The organism is Dielma fastidiosa (assembly GCF_003475485.1).
Classification (GTDB): Bacteria; Bacillota_I; Bacilli_A; order Erysipelotrichales; family Erysipelotrichaceae; genus Dielma; species Dielma fastidiosa.
In genome coordinates, this window is sequence record NZ_QRQL01000004.1 from 86,684 (window position 1) to 104,215 (window position 17,532).

Consider the following 17,532-nt stretch of genomic DNA (forward strand, 5'->3'; position numbering starts at 1 on the left):
ATGAAGCAGGTAGCAGCGGCTATCATTTATAATAATAAAAATGAAATTTTAATCTGTCAGCGTCAAGCGGGCGGCAGCTGCTCAGAACTGTGGGAATTTCCCGGCGGTAAGCTGGAAGCCGGTGAATCATTAGAAGCTTGCGCAGTCAGAGAATGCAAAGAGGAATTAAATGCTGATATTAAAATCCTTGAGCTGTATGAAGAAAGCACTTATGTCTATCCAGAAAATGAGATTCACTTCGCTTTCTATAAGGCAATGCTGATGAATGATGAGCTGCATATGAATGTTCATCAGCGTATAGCATGGGTATCACCAAGTCAGATTGATGAATATTCGTTCTGCCCCGCGGATATTGAAATGATACAGCGTATAAAAAAAGAAGCTGAGCAGCTTATTAAATAGTATAAAGTCCACAATCTAATGAAGGTGGACTTTTTAATTTGTATGGGTGGAGAAATGCTGAAAAGTAAAGGAACCCTTCTGATTTCTTTCTTATTGTTCTAATAAATGTTTGACATGAAAGGTATAAAATTCGTCATAACAGGCAGAATACATGCATAGAATAGAGGTTGAAAGCGAAAAAAAGCAAAAAAAATAACAAAAATTATTTAATTGACAATAAAACAGTAAATTTCACAAGATAAATTACAAAAAGTGGGGTTTTATGACAAAATCAATGTTAGTAAACCGCTTTAATTAGGAACTTTGTGAAATGCTTGTGAAAAATGAGATGGCAATTTTCTCATAAAAAGTGGGAATAAAGCTAAAAAAGGCAAGTGAAAAAGCATAAAAATTGGACAAGATAAATAATCTGTGTTATACTTTTCAAGCTTTCGTGAAAAAGGAGGAAATTATGAATTTAAAACGAATTTTTTTCGGATTGTTCATGACGGTTTTCACATTATGTGGTTGTGTAAGTACGGTCAAGCTTGATGCCGGCAATCAGTTGGTATTAAGAACAAAGACTGAAATAGATGCACCTGATGAATTTCAGGTCGAAGTGGAAACAGTGGTTACAACTTCAGATTCATTGCCGGCAATGGTCTATGCTGATTATGACGGCGGTGAAGGAATCGACTGGATAGCCTCTTATGTAGAGGGGATTCCAGAGACAACTTATGAAGACTTTTTTGTAACCCGCAATGAAGAAGGAGAAATTATCTCCAAGACACCGGTTCTTGGCTCTAAGCGAGTTGAAGATGCGGTGGCGCCGATGATGAAGTTTGGTGGCAGCGTGACTGTTGGCTCTGAATTTTATCCAAGAATGACTAGCTATGGTGTTGACTGCGTAGGCTGCGGCGGTGCAGAAAGCGGTTATTCTGGAACAGCTGGCGGTGCTTCAGTAGGGAAGCACAGTGTATTGCAGCCTAATGGTGAATGGAGCGAAGGCATTACTTACGGCGGTTACTATATTGTAGCGGCTGATCCAAGTATTCCATTCTGTTCAATTCTGACGATTTATGATCATGGATACAGCGGTGAGGGATTAACCCCGGGCGTACCTTTTCAGGCAATTGTCATGGATCGCGGCGGCGCTATCCGCGGTGCTAAGCTTGATTTATTTATCGGCAGCGAATCTGAACACAATATGTCAATTAATTATGCTTTGAACAATCCTAAAGTGATTATTGAACGCGTAGGCGGCCGGTCAGGTCCAAGATCCTGTGCGGTATAGACGAAGTCTTAATGACTTCGTTTTTTTCTTTTATAGATATTTTTAATGAATTGCCATCTTCTTTACAGTTAATGCTCATGTAGTTCAAAATAGCATATCCTTGCGTGAATAAAAGGAATGTGTCATAATTTTTATATGATAAACAGGCAGAAGAAATTCTTAAGAGAAATTATCGCAAGTTATTTTGGTGCTAGTGATAAAGAGCTGTGTTCTCAGGGAGGTATAAGTGAGAAAACACTGAAAAGTGATTTACAAATGATTCAAAATGCACTCAAAAAATATCAATTATCACTTTGCGAAAAGGATGGCAGAATTAGTATTCCTTTTGAGAAAAAAGAGGATTTTTTAAATGCGTATGAAGAAATTATTCGTGAAGATGAAGGACAAACATTAGGCAGTGAAGCAGAGGAACGTAAAATATTTATTCTTTCTTATCTATGCCGTACAAGCGGCTATATTTCGATGAATATGCTGGCTGATAAAATGTATGTATCCAAGTCAAGCATTTCTGGTATTGTCCACGAATTAGAGAAAGAAATTCCACTCATAGTACCCATGGCTTCCATTTCCATTTCTTCACGTAAGGGAATGCGGCTTAATGCTGATGAAAAAGCGATCAGAGAACTGCTTGTAAGGACTTTTGTGAAAGGTGAGGGACAAGCAACGGAGAACCGCCATCTTTTAAATTATCTCGAAAAGGAGTATCAGCAAAAATTATATGACGTACAGGAAATAATAAATGCTTTTTTGTATGAACATCATTTTGTGTTATCCAATGAGAATATCACAAAATTAATTGTTCATATTATGATAATAATGCAAAGAACAAACCATGGCTGTTACTTAGAACCAACGCATATCAAAGATGACGCTATTTTTAAGGATGTTGCCGATGCACTAAAGAAAGTCGATATCAACATATCTTATAAGGAATTGTCATCATTGCCGCTTACCTCATTGAATCGAGCGGTAATTGAAAACCCACTGGCATATACGATTGTCAGTCAATTCATCGAATGGGCCAATAATGAATACCATGAAGAGCTTCTGCGTCTTGATGAAGCAGATTCTTTAATTGCTCATTTAGATGAATTATTAAAAAAAGGCTTCCGCGGAACCCATTTAAACGATTTCACATTTGATCAGATGCTGCAGCGTTTACTTAGTGCATACATGCTTTGCGGCAAGCTGTGTGAATTAATAACTGCTTATACTCAAATAAAACCTGATAATGAAAATCGTGTTTATATGGCAATGCACGTACAAGGGTTGTACCGCAAACATGTTGTAATCCGTGAAGATATGCTTCTATATGAAAGTAATATATCGCAATGCAACATGATTAAAACTGATTTAGAAAAACATTTTGGTTCAAAAGCAACCATTACACCTATTCATGTTCGATGGGATATAGAAAAACGCTTGACAGAAAAGAATTATGCTTTGATTTTAGGCACTAAAAGTATACTTGGCTCTTTTGGTAATGTACCTTTTTTAAAGATACATCCATTTATCAATAATCAAGACTATGAAGCAATTAACCGCATTGTATATAAAAACCGTCCTGTGAAAATCTTTTGCGGTGACTATTTAGAAGCTGAAGAGATGATTCAAATTCATGGTGTAAAAATTGCGATGAATCGGGAAATCATTTGTATCAATGATTGTTACTTAATGACCTCACTTAATGATGAGATAGAAACTATGGTTGTGGAAACAAACTGGCATGGCCATCGTTTTTTCTTATTTAATTATAATTCAAAAGACACTTTTCTGTATTATCATCGTATGATTAATCGCTTTGGTCAGATGATGAAGGAACAGAAAATTTAATTGTTCACTAAATTTCCAGATTTGAAGAAATTCATGTTCTTGTTCGATTTAATGAATCCTTTTATTATATAGCTGCAAGGTAAATTCTTGACTAAATATAAGGAGGATTAAAAATGAATTTTAAAGAAACAGCACCTAAAATTATTGAGTATTTAGGTGGTAAAGAAAACATCAAAACACATACGCATTGTATGACTCGTCTGCGTTTTGTATTAAATGATGATGCGAAAGCTGATGAGGAAGCATTAAAAGCTTTAAAAGGTGTTAAGGGGATTGTTAAGCAAGGCGGTATGTTTCAAGTAATTATTGGTGTAGAAGTGGAACAATTATATAATGAAATACTTCCATTGCTGCCTGATGCTGAGGCTGCGCCTGTGGTAGAGAATTTAAACGCAGAAGATAAAAAAGAAAGTAAAATGAATCAGATCTTTGCGTTTATCAGCGGCTGTATTACACCGACACTGCCTGTATTAATAGGTTCAGGACTTATCAGTGCAATTTTGGCATTATTGTTGAATTTCAATGTATTAACAAATGAATCTTCTACTTATATACTGCTGAATGCACTGGCTAATGCAGCTTATTCATATCTGCCGGTAATGGTTGCTTTTGCAGGTGCCAGAAGATTAAAAACCAATGAATATGTAGCTGCTTTCATCATGCTGGCACTTTGTTCAGCGGCTGTGACCGGCGTTGAGGGTCTGTCAATCTTTGGCATCCCATTAATGAGTGTAAAGTATACATCTAATATTGTTCCGGCACTATTAATGGTACCAGTAATGTCAGTGTTAGATAAAGCAATTCTTAAAGTTACACCCAATGCGATCAAATCGATTATTCGTCCGTTTGCATTAGCTATGATCATGTTCCCAATCACATTGTTGGTTTTAGGACCGATTGGTACGATTGTCGGTTCTGCTCTTGCTCAATTCTGTATTTGGGTAACAAGCTTCGGCGGTCTTTCAATGGCAATTTTATCAGCTTTACACCCATTGCTAGTTATGGTTGGTATGCATACAATTATTACTCCACTTATTGTAAATGAAATCACTGCTGTTGGTTCTTCATTACTTTTCTCAAAGGCATTAGCTGCCAATCTGGCAATAGCTGGAGCTGCTTTGGCTGTTGGCATTAAGGCGAAGAAGGCTGAAAATAAGGAAGTAGGTATTTCTACAGGAATTACCGCATTGCTTTCTGTTACAGAGCCAGCACTATATGGTGTTTTGATTCGTATGAAAAAACCGCTCATTTCAGCAATCATCGCTTCCGCAATTACAGGTGTCTTTATCGGTATCTTTGATATTCGTGCCTATGCGACAGCTTCCTGTTCATTCCTGACATTGCCGATTTTCATGGGTGGTTCAATGAGCAATTTCTATCTTGCTTGTGCAGCAGCGGTAATGGCAACCGTTTTAGGCTTTGTTATTACGTGGATCATCGGTTTTGATGAGGATTAGTAACATAGAACTATAGAATCAGGTGGGAAGAAACTCTTCCCACTTCTTTAAAGGAGAACAAATAAATGGAGACTAAAACGATAAATTCATTCCCTAAGAATTTCTTATGGGGAAGTGCAACCGCGGCTTTTCAATGTGAAGGTGCAGCTTATGAAGATGGCAAAGGATTATCAGTTATGGATGTGAGGGAACAGAATCCAAAGATCTGTAATTATGAAGTAGCCAGTGACCATTATCATCACTTTAAGGAAGATGTGGCATTAATGAAGGAATGCGGTTTAAAAGCTTATCGCTTTTCAATTGCTTGGACACGGATTTTTCCTCAGGGAAACGGCGATGTAAATCAGCTTGGCGTTGATTTCTATAATCGTTTAATTGATGAGCTTGTAGCAGCCAATATTACCCCGATCGTTACGATTTATCACTTTGAATATCCGCAGGGATTGATTGAACAATACGGCGGCTGGTTAAGCCGTAAAAGTATTGATGATTATGTTAATTATGCATCTTTTCTGTTTAAAACCTATGGTGATCGGGTGAAATATTGGATTACCATTAATGAACAAGATCATGTTGTACATATGCCTTTTAGATTAGGGTTAAAGGGCGATGATTTATATGAGAATGAAAAAGCTGGATTTCTTGCCAATCATCACATGTGTATAGCAGCGGCTAAAACATTTAAAGCATGTCATGAACTTGTGGAGGGCGGTAAGATTGGTCCTGCCGTTTGTTTTGATATGATGTACCCAACATCAAATCGGCCGGCGGATATGATGGCATGGCTGGATGCAATGGAAATTCGTAATTATTATGTTCTTGATTTAAATGTTAAGGGTGAATATGGCGGTGTCTTTAAGCGCTATTTAGAGGATCGCGGCTGGATGCCAAAGCTTCAAGAGGGGGATTTAGCCTGCCTGAAAGAGAATAAACCGGATTTTATCGGCTTTAATTATTATGCCTCAAAAAGTATTTCAGCATATCCGCTGAGTGATAAAAACAAAATCGGTGATATGGTTATAAAATTACTGCCTGCAGAGGAAGCGGGTATCTATAAGGTAGTCAAGAATGAAAATTTAAATGCCACTCTTTGGGGCTGGGAAATTGATGATATAGGTCTTGAGGGTGTGTGCCGCCTTTTATGGGAACGTTATCGTCTGCCGCTGATGATTACCGAAAATGGATTTGGTAATAAGGAAGTAATGCCTGAGGAGGGGATGATTCAGGATGATGACCGTATCGATTATCTGCACCGACATTTACTTGCGGTGAAGCGGGCCATGAATGTTGGGGTAGAATTTATCGGCTATTGTAACTGGTCGTTTATGGATATTGTTTCCGGTCATTCTGGTTTCTCTAAACGATATGGGCTGGTTTATGTGAATCGTGATGAATTTGATTTGAAAGATTTATCACGCTCAAAGAAGAAATCATTTTATTGGTATCAAGAAACAATTGCCTGTAATGGTGAAAATATTAAATGAGAATGAATACTATAAGTTTAAAAAGGATTGGTATTTATTTCTTGGGACTTGTGATACTTTGTGTTGGTGTTGTTTTAAATACAAAAACGAATCTGGGGGTTGCCGCAATCAATGGCATTCCATATGTACTGGCTAATACAACATCAATATCTCTGGGAACAGCTGTCTTAATGATGTATTGTTTATTCATTGCTGTCCAATGGTTAGTGAAAAAACGAATTGATCTGCTGACGCTGCTGCAGCTGCCGATTTCTTACTTGTTTGGCAGAATGGTTGATGTCATTAATCTATATGTTCTGCAATTTGAAGCTGGTTCTTTTATTGAAGGAATAGTTATGTTAGCGGCAGCCATTATTTTAGTGGCTCTGGGAACTACCCTAGTTGTATCGATGAATTTAGTGCCCAATGCTCCTGATGGACTTGTACAGACGATTGCCGGACGTTGGAATCAATCCTTTGGCAAAGTGAAGCTGATTTTTGATGGCTGCTGTTTGTGTATTGCGGCGATCATTTCATGGTTGATGCTTGGCAATATTATCGGTTTGGGATTTGGCACTGTTTGCTCAATGGCATTGACCGGCCCTCTGTGTTCTTGGCTTAAGACAAGGTTTTCTCAATGGAAGGTGCTGTCATACTCAGAGAATCCTGTATAATAAGAATTATTGGTTCATGCTTACTGAATAAATAAACTTGCTCGTAATTAGCTGTAAATTCATTATATACAGCGTATACGAGCATTTTATTTTCTATTTGAATAAAAGCTTTCTGATGCAATTACCCTTTGAGAAACTATTCTAAATAGACGATTCGTGGTAAAATAGGGCGGTAAGGATGATCGGCATGAAAATAAAAGAAATCATTGTAGTTGAAGGAAAAAACGACAGTAATGTACTTAAAAGTCATTTTGATTGTGATACGATTGAGACACAGGGTACGCATCTGGGTAAGAAGACGCTGGCGGCGATTCGTTTGGCAAATGAAAAGCGGGGAGTCATTATATTTACCGATCCTGACGCGCCTGGGAATAAGATCAGAGATGCCATCAACAAGGCAGTACCTAACTGCAAGAATGCATTCATTGCGAAAGGCAAGGCACATACGACAAAAAAGGTCGGTGTAGAACATGCGAAGCGTGAGGATCTTGAAGAATCGTTAAAAAATTGTATGACTTTTACAGATAAGATTGAGGAAACAATTAGTTGGGATGTATTTAATGCCCTTGGTTTAAATGGCAGAGAAAATTCGGCTTGGCTGCGTGAGCGGATCGGTGAGCGGCTGTTTATCGGCAAGGCAAATGCCAAGACGCTGTTTAAGCGGCTGAATATGGTTCAGGTCACAGAAGATGAATTAAGAGATATGATTGAGGAGGAAAAGGATGAAAGTAATAGCGACACCGTCAAGAACCAAGGAAATTCTTGAAAAACATAATTTATATGCGAAGAAAAATTACGGTCAGAATTTTCTGATTGAACCGGGCATCGTCAGTAAAATAGCGGCAGCGGCAGTGACAGCAGGCAAGTGCGTAGTCTTTGAGATTGGCCCGGGTATCGGCGCGCTGACACAGATGCTGAGCAAGGAAGCAGATAAGGTAGTTGCTTTTGAGATTGATGAACGGCTGCCGGCAGTGCTTGCTGATACGCTAGCGGATTGCGATAATGTTGAGGTTGTTCTTCAGGATTTTTTAAATATTGACTTAAAAGAAGTGACACAACCCTATTTGGATGAGGGATATGAGGTAGTAGTGGCGGCCAATCTGCCCTATTATATTACTACGCCGATTCTATTTAAAATCTTTGAGGCAGACGCGGGTATTTCACAAATAACGGTCATGATGCAAAAGGAAGTGGCGGATCGTTTCGCGGCGAAATGCAATACGAAGGACTATAATGCGCTCAGTGTCATCACGCAGTATCGCTGTACTGTTAAAAACGTGCTGAAGGTTCCCAAAAATGTATTTAATCCCAAACCGAATGTAGATTCAGCGGTGCTGCAGTTTCGGTTTAAAAAAAATGATCCGACAATCAATGAACCAATGTTTTATAAATTAGTGAAAGGCTGTTTTACTCAGCGCCGTAAAACCTTGCTGAATAATCTCTTTGAAACAATAGGTGATAAGGAATTAGCGCGCAAGGTGCTGACGGACAGCGGTATTGATCCTGTCAGAAGGGCAGAAAGCTGCGGATTGGAAGAATTTATCGGTCTATATAGGAGTGTGGAAAATGCAGGAATCAGCTTATGCGAAGATTAATTTAAGCCTGGATGTCGTAAGCCGCCGAACGGATGGATATCATGAATTGTCAATGATTATGCTGCCCCTGACCTTTCATGATACACTGAGTATTGAATTCAGTGATGAGGATTGCTGGACAAGTGATAAAGCCATGCCCTTTGATGATACGAATACGATTGTCAGAGCTGTAAAGCTCATGCGTGATACTTACCAATTGAAACAGCATTTTAAGATAGACTGTCATAAGGTAATACCGATGCAGGCTGGTCTGGCTGGCGGCAGTGCGGATGCGGCAGCGGTAATGAGAGGGATTAATCAGCTCTGTAATTTGAATATACCTAATACAGACTTAGCCGCGCTTGGCAAACAAATTGGCGCCGACGTTCCATTTTGTGTCATCAATAAACCGGCTTATGTCAGCGGCATCGGAGAGAAGATTGAACCATTTAAACCTATCTTTGATTATGAAATTATATTGGTGAAACCAGCGATGGGTGTTTCCACCGCCAGCGCGTTTAAATTGCTTGACTTTAAGAGCGCTAAGCATCCTGATATTGCTAAGATTGTATCAGCGTTAAAAGAGGGGCACGATGAGGAATGGCTGCCGCTCATCGGTAATACATTAGAACAGCCGGCATTCAAACTGGTACCGCGGATCGGTGAGCTTAAACAGCAAATGATGGAAGATGGTTTCGATGCGGTTTTAATGTCCGGCAGCGGCTCTGCATTGTTTGGCTTAACTAGAAATCATCAGCTGATTGAGGAGATAATCGCATCAAATCCTTATGCAGATTGTGTCTGTTATCATACAAATCTTTTAAAATAAGTATAAATTTGTGAAAAAGTATGGAATTGTTATAAAAACACCTTTTTTTAAATTGAAAATTTGGTAAAATAGTGAGGGAGGGTTTTTTAATGAAAACTGCAATCATTTTGACCGGAACCAGTTTACAGGAACAAGACTTCTGTCTGCGTGAAATCTGCGGCAAATCAATGCTGAAAACAACAGTGGATCATGCAATTCAGGCAGGTGCAGAAAGTATTGTTGTTGTCAGTGAATCAGAAGCAGTTAAAGCGGCGGGATTTGAAGTGAGCCCGGCGGTTGATTTCAGCAGTCAAGCTGTTGGAACCACACTTGTCTTGAAAGGAAATATGCCATTATTAAAAAGTCAGACGATGGCTGAGTTATATCGGCTGGCGGATGAACAAGGTTCATGTGTTTTGAATGATGAGAATGTTGGTATTTTTTGTTTCAAGAACGGATTTCAGCCTGACTTGTCAAAAGCGGCAAGCGTGAGTGCTGAACCATGCGAATGGTGTGAAGTGAATGATTGTGCATCGCTTTATGAGGCAGAGCAGACACTAAGAATGCGGATTAATCGATCATGGCTGAATCAAGGCGTACAGTTCCTTGATATGAATACAGCCTGTATCAGTGAAGATACCGTTATTGGTGAAGGCTCTGTTATTTATGGCAATGTAGTGATTTACGGGTCGTCAAAGATTGGTAAAAATGTTAAAATACTCCCTGGGTCATGGCTGGATCATGCGATTCTCCATGATGATGTTCTGATTGATGCTTCTAAAATTGTGGATAGTGAGGTTGGCCGCGGCACAACGGTAGGCCCGTATTCACATCTGCGCAACCATACAAGCATCGGTGAAAATGTGCGTATTGGAAATTTTGTGGAATTCAAAAATTCAAATTTTGGTGAAGGAAGCAAATGCGCGCATCTGACTTATATCGGTGACAGCGATGTTGGCCGTAAGGTTAATATTGGCTGCGGTGTAGTTACGGTGAATTATGATGGCAAGCATAAATTCAGAACAACGATTAAGGATGGTGCTTTCGTAGGCAGCAATGTAAATATCATTGCGCCGGTAACTGTTGGCGAAAAGGCATTGCTGGCAGCAGGAAGTACGATTACTGAAGATGTTGCCGACGGTGCAATGGGTATTGCCAGAACCCGCCAAAGCAACAAAGAAGCGTTTGGATATGATTATTTAAACAAAGGAAAGTAAAAGGGGTAAAACAAAAATGGTAAAAGATACAGTCATTTTCGCCTTAACATCAAGTGTTGAATTGGCTAATGAAATTGCTGAGCAGATTGGTCTGCCGCTTGGAAATTGCGATGTAAAGCATTTTGCTGATGGTGAAATTATTGTTGAACTAGGTGAATCTGTCCGTGGTAAGCATGTTTATATCGTACAATCCACTTGTGCGCCAGTGTCAAGCAATTTGATGGAGCTTTTAATTGCTATTGATGCTTGCAAACGTGCGTCAGCCGCTACGATCAACTGCGTAATGCCGTACTTTGGTTATGCGCGTCAAGACCGCAAGGCTCGTCCAAGACAGCCAATTACATCTAAACTGGTTGCTGACTTGCTGGAAAAAGCAGGTGCCAGCCGCGTAATTACAATGGAGCTGCATGCTACGCAGATTCAGGGATTCTTCAATATCCCGGCTGATGATATTTCAGCGTTGTCAATTATTGGCAAATATTTTAAAGAAAAGAACCTCGATGATATTGTCGTTGTATCACCGGATCACGGCGGTACGACTCGTGCGCGTAAATTAGCTGAAATGCTGCATGCGCCAATCGCTATTATTGATAAGCGCCGTCCTAAACCAAATGTTGCGGAAGCAATGAATTTAATTGGTGAGGTTGACGGAAAGACAGCAATCATCGTTGATGATATTGTTGATACAGCCGGTACGTTAATTTCTGGTGTCGATATGCTGTATCGCATGGGTGCAAAAGAAGTATATGCAAGCTGTGTTCACGGTGTATTATCCGGCCCAGCGATTGAACGTCTGGACAATTCAAGAATTGTAGAATTTATTTGTACAAATACAATCCCTCAAAAATCTAAACAGGCATTGCTGCCTAAGATGAAGGTATTGTCAGTAGGATTGATTCTTGGTCAAACGATTAAACAAATGGAAGAAAACAAGTCAGTAAGTGAGATTCTTACTCAGCTTGAAGCACAATAGGCTGGCTTATGAATCATTTATTATTAACTATTACCATGATGGCAGGCGAAGTTGTTGAACATACTTCATATATTGAAGGCATTGTTAATGATATCGTACCTGAAATCATCGGTTTAATCGAATTGATTGGTATCTTTGTAATTACGGTGGGTTCATTAAGAGCTTTTGTTCTCTATGTTCGCTCATTGCTTTATAAGAATCATTTCCCAGTGAAGCTGGCTTTAGGTAACTCATTGGCATTAGGTCTTGAATTTAAGATGGGTGCAGAGATCCTGAAAACAGTTATCATCAGAAGTACAGATGAAATTTATATGCTTGGCTGTATCATTGTCCTGCGAGCACTGTTATCTGTTCTGATTCACTTTGAGGTAAAATCAGAAAAAGAACACGGCGGTTCTGAGGAAGTAACGGCATCGGATTATTAAAAACAGACGTTAAAAAGGAGTTAGGGTTAAATCCACTATCTCATGAAAGTAAATCTTCAAAGAGCAGGCGGTTCCATCAATGCATGGTAAATGCCTGCTTTTGTTGTGGAAATATATAATTCTAAGTTCCATTTATGTGAATTGCTTGACAAGTCTGTATATGGCATATACATTGTAAGTATAGGAAACTATGAACGAAGGTGGTGGGACACTTATGGATTACTTTTTCTGTTATATTATCCATTTAAAGGGTGGTAATATAACAAAACCAAAGTATTTAATTAATTAGTTGAAAATTATTAATTATAAGGGATTTTATTGTATAAAATATACGATAAAATCCCTTGTTTTTTTATTTTCTCAATGAGAGTCGCATAAAATTTAAACCACCTATAATCAAAATAAAATGCACTATAAATTATTGATATAATACACCATAATATTGATTTTTGATATCAAAAGTAGTATAATATAAATATCTATAGCTCAAAAAGGAGGCGAGGGTATGCAATTCACATTAGAATACTTTGCGAATGAAAGATATGAGCTACTAAAATTGCTTTGTGATAATCAGGTAAAAGTAAAAGATTCATTCTATGTTACTCTTTCACAGCAAGAAATAGCAGATATAGCTCATATCTCAAAATTAAAGGCTAATAAAATAATAAATGAGCTTATAGAACAGGATTGCCTTTATCTGTACAATAACAAGCGTGGTAAATACGCTCTTACAGAAAAAGGATTAAAGGTTCTACAGCTCATTCAAAGAAATAACATGTAATTTAGTATATTGAATCTATATATATTATTTTTTTACAAACATTATACCGATATAGATATATTATTGTAAAATGTCGAAAAGGAACCTTCTCTTTATCTTTAGTATAAAGATAAAGAATCTTCTTCCAGACAAAGAAAGGAAATTAAAATGTCAGAACAAACTAAACAAAATGATTTGTATTCTAACACAGTTACGATTTTGGATAAATATGAATGTTTAAGTCTAGGAGCAACTACTATAGGAAATTTAATAGATGAAAAAAGAATTGTCTGCAAAAAGGTAAAAACTGCTGTAAAAAACAAAGGTAAAAAACCTGATGTTCTTATTGTTGATAATTCTAAAAAAATCATAGCCTATATTGAGTGCAAGAAACCAGAGGAATTTAACACAGAAAAGAAAATTGAGGCTGCTATCAATCAAGAGATAGAGGTTGCAAAAGAACTTGGTGTTAAAATTTTTGTAGCTACTGACGGAACAAAGTTTGTTTGGGTGAATGCTCTAACAAAAAATAAAATTATGGACGAAGATGAAAATTATATTATTTCTCCTATTCATCCTAAAATTGAAGAACGAAAAACAGCAAAACTCATTGAACGATTAAATTTAGATTTATCAGATACTAACGATCAACTTTATGAAATTAAATATTCTGATCCTACAAATTTAGCCAAGAAAATTGGAGGACTTTTGAAAAATATTAAATTCACAACTCCAAAAGATAGTTTATATACTTTTGTTGAGTTGTTCTTGTTTAAATACTTGTCCGATATTAATATTCTTGGTGTTACTGAAAATTTTGATTATATATGGAATCTTTATAATGAAGATGGTAGAAGTGAAGCTGAAGTGCTTTATAGATATATCCACGAGCCAAGAGAAAAGATTGGAAAATTATTTCCAGAAGCTCCAGATAAAACTTCAATAATTAACGGTTTTGTATTCCACGCAGAAAAGGACTCTGATGGTAATTATATAAGCAATAATGCTGATGCAACTACTTTCCATGAAGTTATGAAGCTTTTTAAGGAATACGAAGAAACGGATGGAAAATTCATTGATATTAATAGAGATTTTAAATCCAAGTTGTTTGAAACTTTTACAAAACAAGAGAAGACCAAGGAGAATGCTGGAAAGTATTTTACACCATTAAAAATTGTCAAAGGCATGGTAGATATGGTAGATATTAAAGAGGGAGACGAAATTTGTGATCCAGCATGTGGTGTTGGAAAATTTCTTCTTGAGGCATCCCTGAAAATTGATGAGCCCTTTACTTTTGAAAATGGTCATGTAGTCAAAAAAATAAAATTATATGGATTTGAAAAAGAGATGGATGAGAAAGGATCAACAAGCGGATATGATTTAACTACTATTCTTGCTAAAGCAAATACAATGATTTACTTCTCATCATTGTTTAAAGATAATAACAATCTAGCAAATATAAAAACAATTTCTCAAGAACTTTTAAACGAAACTTATTTTTCCAGCAAGACTATTTTGGGAACGCTGGAACAAACAAATGGAAAACAATATAATGTTATTCTTGCCAATCCACCGTATTATCAAAGTGCTTTAATTTCAAAAACAGCAAAAGATACTGGATTTTATACAGAAAAAGGCATGGGTGTAGAAGGACTATTCCTTGAATGGATAATTAAATCTCTAAAACCTAATGGAATTGCTAATGTTGTTTTACCAGATGGTATTTTTACTAATGTTGGAAATAAACGTCTTCATGAATTTATAACAACAAATTGCTATGTTGAGGCGATAATATCGTTGCCAATTAATACTTTCTTCAATACTCCGAAGAAAACATATATTATAACTTTAAGAAAGAAATCAAATATTATAGAAAAACAAAACTATCCTGTATTTGCTTATTATTGTGCATCTATTGGAGAAACCCTTGATGTTTACAGATTTGATATTGAAGACAATGATTTCCAAACTGCAGTAAACAAATATAATCTCTTTCGTAGTTGTAAAGATAAGAACAAAATTGATGACTATCTAAAGCCTATCTTTGATGATGACCTAAAATTAAAACTTTTACCGATAGATTCATTTAAAGAACATTCTGCATGGGATATTGATAAAAGATGGAGCGACGAAGAAAAAGTCAAAATGGGCGTTAAAAAGGAAGACATAATTATGAATATCGATGAGTTCAATGATTATTTATCAAGCGTTATAGCTGATATAAATAATTATGGGGAGGCGATAAAATGCCTAAAATCATAGAAAGAAAATTAGGAGATATAATAAATTTTGAAGGTTCAAGAACAAATAATAGCCAATTCACAAAAACGTTTATTAATAACCATAAGGGAGATGTCCCCGTCTATGGAGCTTCATTAGAGGAAAATGAAGTTAGTTATGGATATGTTGCAGATAATCTTCCTGGAATAAAATATTTTAATGATTGTTTGACTTGGAATATAGATGGTTCAATTGGAATTTTTTATAGAAAAGGACATTTTACACTGTCAGAAAAGGTTATTCCTTTGGTATTGTTTGATGAAGTCCGTCCTTTTATAGATTTAGATTATCTGAAATTTGCCATTATTTTTTCACCGGAATTCTCGTCTTTCAGTTTTTCACGAAAAGCGGGAAAAGGAAAGCTGAAAAATCTACGAATTTTAATTCCGATAAAAAATAATGCTTACGATCTTGAAGAGCAAAAAAGACTTGCAGGAATATATAGTGAAATAGAGAATCAAAGGCAGAGACTATTAAATAAGGTTTATGAAATCCAAGAATTATTGATACATATAGATAGGGAAGATGGAATTAGATATGAAAACATTTCATTAAATGACATCATAATCCACAACAATGGTAATGCAGCATATACGAAGACATGGTGCCAAAACCACAAAGGGAATTATCCATTATATTCAGCTAATAATAATGAACCAATTGCTTTTATTGATAATTTTGATTATGAAGGTGAATACCTGACATATTCTAAAAATGGATGTGCTGGATATATAACTATTATAGATGGTTGTTTTTCTGTGAATGGCGATAGATGTGTAATTACAATTAATGATAAATATAAGGACGCAATCAATTTATTGTATCTAAAATATTATTTAGAACCACTTTTTAGAAAAAATAAAAAAGGAAGACTTGGTGCTTTTGGAAAAAATGAATTTACTAAACTCAATAGCACAATGATAAAAAATCTTAATATCCAAATTCCTATACCACTTACTAATGATGGTTCTTATGATATGAAAAAGCAAAATGAAATTGCTGAAAGATATAAACAAATTGCTGAAATTAAACAAGGTTTAATAGACAAAATTCAAAGTTTAATTTCGATAAGTGTTATACCAGAAACAACAGAAGAGTAAAGCAGTTTAAGCAAAAGACATAATGGGATTGCTTCCAAAGTGTCTTTTTTTTTATAATCTATATCTTCCGTCTTTCATTGCTTCCAGATCTTCTTCATCAATTTTATAAGCCCTATTTTCCACAAGGAGTTTATATATAATTTCTGTAATATTTGGCTGCTCAAGCATTTTTGTAACTAAAGACCAAAGAGCAAGTTTTCGATAATGAGTTATTTTACATTCTTTTGTAATGGTATATAGTTTTGATCTTGGTTGATCCAACAAAAACTCTCTTTTATTAAAAGATTTTACTCCATCTTCTTCATTAAATTTAAAATACTTATTGGAAGTTGCCTTTCTTGCTTTCTCAGTTTCTTTTTCAAGCAATTTCATATAACGATTTGTAGGCTTTAGAAATTCAAATTCTCGTTCGCTACATCTGTGATGAAGGATAATGCCATGATCAATTTTTCGATTATGAGTATAAGTAAAAAAACAATATAATTCTGTAAATACTTTGTAGAAACATTTGTCATTCCTGAATAAATAAACTTTTTGATTTCATTATGTAGTTCATTAACTCTACCCAATGGAAGACTATTTTGCTTTTTAAGTTTTTGAAAATCTTCAAAGTTCATATATCCACGATTCGTAATTTTATCTATTAATTGTTCGTTATATAATTTTTCAAAAACCTTTTGGTTATTTTTTGCAGTTTCTTCTGTTTTTATAGGATCTCCTATATCAGGAATCATATAACCATTCTTTTCAATAATAGATAAATAATTAGATGGTCTTTCATAAAGAGGAATATTTTTAATATTACAATAATTTTCGTAAACAGAATTGGTATCAGAACAAAGATATGCAGGGTTTACAAAATGACTTTCAAACAAATCAACAAATAATTCATTTGTAAGTTTCCCCAGACTGCTAACTTTACAAACACAATAACCTCTATTATCTATTACTTTTGTAAGTACATTTATCATATCAGGAATAGAATAATCATTTAAAGTCATTTCCAGAACCTTAATCCAAATATCCCAATGTCATCTGCTCTTTTCAAGAATAGTATTAGTAAATCCAGTGAATTTGGTATTGCAATCTTTACATTTATAAACTTGGATATTATTTCTCTTTCAGTATTTACTAACATTTTTTGAATTACATTTTGGACAAATAGAATTACTTGAAGCTTTTCTAATCTTTGTTGAAAATTGAGAGTAACAAGACTGTTCAATTCTTTCTCAAGATCGGAATTTGTTGTAAATGAGTAATGCTTTATTATTTCTTTGAATTTTGTAAAAGGTT

At 35.9% G+C, this 17,532-nt stretch carries 17 protein-coding genes; 15 read left to right on the forward strand and 2 right to left on the reverse strand.

The genetic code is table 11. The annotated features are described in order from the left end of the window. The 15 genes from mutT (at nucleotide 1) to DWZ33_RS10075 (ending at nucleotide 16,239) form a co-directional block, all read left to right on the forward strand. Complete coding sequence (gene mutT / locus DWZ33_RS10005) at nucleotides 1-402, forward strand: 8-oxo-dGTP diphosphatase MutT (RefSeq protein ID WP_118454716.1); 402 nt, start codon at nucleotides 1-3, stop codon at nucleotides 400-402. 451 nt (nucleotides 403-853) lie between these two features. After that, nucleotides 854-1,675, forward strand: a complete 822-nt coding sequence (locus DWZ33_RS10010; protein WP_022938819.1) for a 3D domain-containing protein — start codon at nucleotides 854-856, stop codon at nucleotides 1,673-1,675. Between the two features lie 135 nt (nucleotides 1,676-1,810). Then, nucleotides 1,811-3,508, forward strand: coding sequence for a BglG family transcription antiterminator (locus tag DWZ33_RS10015; RefSeq protein ID WP_147352881.1), 1,698 nt, complete (start codon nucleotides 1,811-1,813; stop codon nucleotides 3,506-3,508). 113 nt (nucleotides 3,509-3,621) lie between these two features. After that, a complete protein-coding gene (locus DWZ33_RS10020) occupies nucleotides 3,622-4,965 on the forward strand; it encodes a PTS transporter subunit EIIC (RefSeq protein ID WP_118454718.1) in 1,344 nt (447 codons plus the stop codon). 65 nt (nucleotides 4,966-5,030) lie between these two features. Continuing rightward, complete coding sequence (locus DWZ33_RS10025; protein WP_118454719.1) at nucleotides 5,031-6,449, forward strand: glycoside hydrolase family 1 protein; 1,419 nt, start codon at nucleotides 5,031-5,033, stop codon at nucleotides 6,447-6,449. A 2-nt stretch (nucleotides 6,450-6,451) separates the two neighbouring features. Continuing rightward, complete coding sequence (locus tag DWZ33_RS10030) at nucleotides 6,452-7,102, forward strand: YczE/YyaS/YitT family protein (RefSeq protein ID WP_147352882.1); 651 nt, start codon at nucleotides 6,452-6,454, stop codon at nucleotides 7,100-7,102. A 187-nt stretch (nucleotides 7,103-7,289) separates the two neighbouring features. Then, nucleotides 7,290-7,868 (forward strand): ribonuclease M5, encoded by a 579-nt coding sequence (rnmV, locus tag DWZ33_RS10035; RefSeq protein ID WP_420841416.1) that lies wholly within the window; start codon nucleotides 7,290-7,292, stop codon nucleotides 7,866-7,868. Next, nucleotides 7,825-8,697: a 16S rRNA (adenine(1518)-N(6)/adenine(1519)-N(6))-dimethyltransferase RsmA gene (gene rsmA, locus DWZ33_RS10040; RefSeq protein WP_118454721.1), complete on the forward strand. Its 873-nt coding sequence runs from the start codon at nucleotides 7,825-7,827 to the stop codon at nucleotides 8,695-8,697. The genes rnmV and rsmA overlap by 44 nt, the downstream gene beginning before the upstream one ends. Further along, nucleotides 8,669-9,505 (forward strand): 4-(cytidine 5'-diphospho)-2-C-methyl-D-erythritol kinase, encoded by an 837-nt coding sequence (gene ispE, locus DWZ33_RS10045; RefSeq protein ID WP_118454722.1) that lies wholly within the window; start codon nucleotides 8,669-8,671, stop codon nucleotides 9,503-9,505. The genes rsmA and ispE overlap by 29 nt, the downstream gene beginning before the upstream one ends. A gap of 89 nt (nucleotides 9,506-9,594) precedes the next feature. Next, nucleotides 9,595-10,701: a bifunctional UDP-N-acetylglucosamine diphosphorylase/glucosamine-1-phosphate N-acetyltransferase GlmU gene (glmU, locus tag DWZ33_RS10050; protein WP_118454723.1), complete on the forward strand. Its 1,107-nt coding sequence runs from the start codon at nucleotides 9,595-9,597 to the stop codon at nucleotides 10,699-10,701. 16 nt (nucleotides 10,702-10,717) lie between these two features. Continuing rightward, on the forward strand, nucleotides 10,718-11,674 hold the full coding sequence (locus DWZ33_RS10055) for a ribose-phosphate diphosphokinase (protein WP_022938810.1): 957 nt from the start codon (nucleotides 10,718-10,720) through the stop codon (nucleotides 11,672-11,674). Nucleotides 11,675-11,682: 8 nt separating this feature from the next. Next, nucleotides 11,683-12,099, forward strand: coding sequence for a DUF1622 domain-containing protein (locus tag DWZ33_RS10060; RefSeq protein WP_022938809.1), 417 nt, complete (start codon nucleotides 11,683-11,685; stop codon nucleotides 12,097-12,099). A 505-nt stretch (nucleotides 12,100-12,604) separates the two neighbouring features. Further along, nucleotides 12,605-12,880, forward strand: a complete 276-nt coding sequence (locus tag DWZ33_RS10065; RefSeq protein WP_118454724.1) for a hypothetical protein — start codon at nucleotides 12,605-12,607, stop codon at nucleotides 12,878-12,880. Nucleotides 12,881-13,027: 147 nt separating this feature from the next. Then, nucleotides 13,028-15,121 (forward strand): HsdM family class I SAM-dependent methyltransferase, encoded by a 2,094-nt coding sequence (locus DWZ33_RS10070; RefSeq protein ID WP_118454725.1) that lies wholly within the window; start codon nucleotides 13,028-13,030, stop codon nucleotides 15,119-15,121. Next, complete coding sequence (locus DWZ33_RS10075) at nucleotides 15,106-16,239, forward strand: restriction endonuclease subunit S (protein ID WP_118454726.1); 1,134 nt, start codon at nucleotides 15,106-15,108, stop codon at nucleotides 16,237-16,239. Before DWZ33_RS10070 ends, DWZ33_RS10075 begins: the two co-directional genes overlap by 16 nt. A 51-nt stretch (nucleotides 16,240-16,290) precedes the next feature. On the opposite strand, the gene DWZ33_RS18135 is transcribed toward DWZ33_RS10075, so the two are convergent. Together DWZ33_RS18135 and DWZ33_RS18140 are read right to left on the reverse strand one after the other, a co-directional pair. Then, nucleotides 16,291-16,611, reverse strand: a complete 321-nt coding sequence (locus DWZ33_RS18135; protein WP_220452425.1) for a hypothetical protein — start codon at nucleotides 16,609-16,611, stop codon at nucleotides 16,291-16,293. Nucleotides 16,612-16,628: 17 nt separating this feature from the next. After that, a complete protein-coding gene (locus DWZ33_RS18140) occupies nucleotides 16,629-17,240 on the reverse strand; it encodes a hypothetical protein (protein WP_220452426.1) in 612 nt (203 codons plus the stop codon). Nucleotides 17,241-17,532 lie beyond the last annotated feature (292 nt).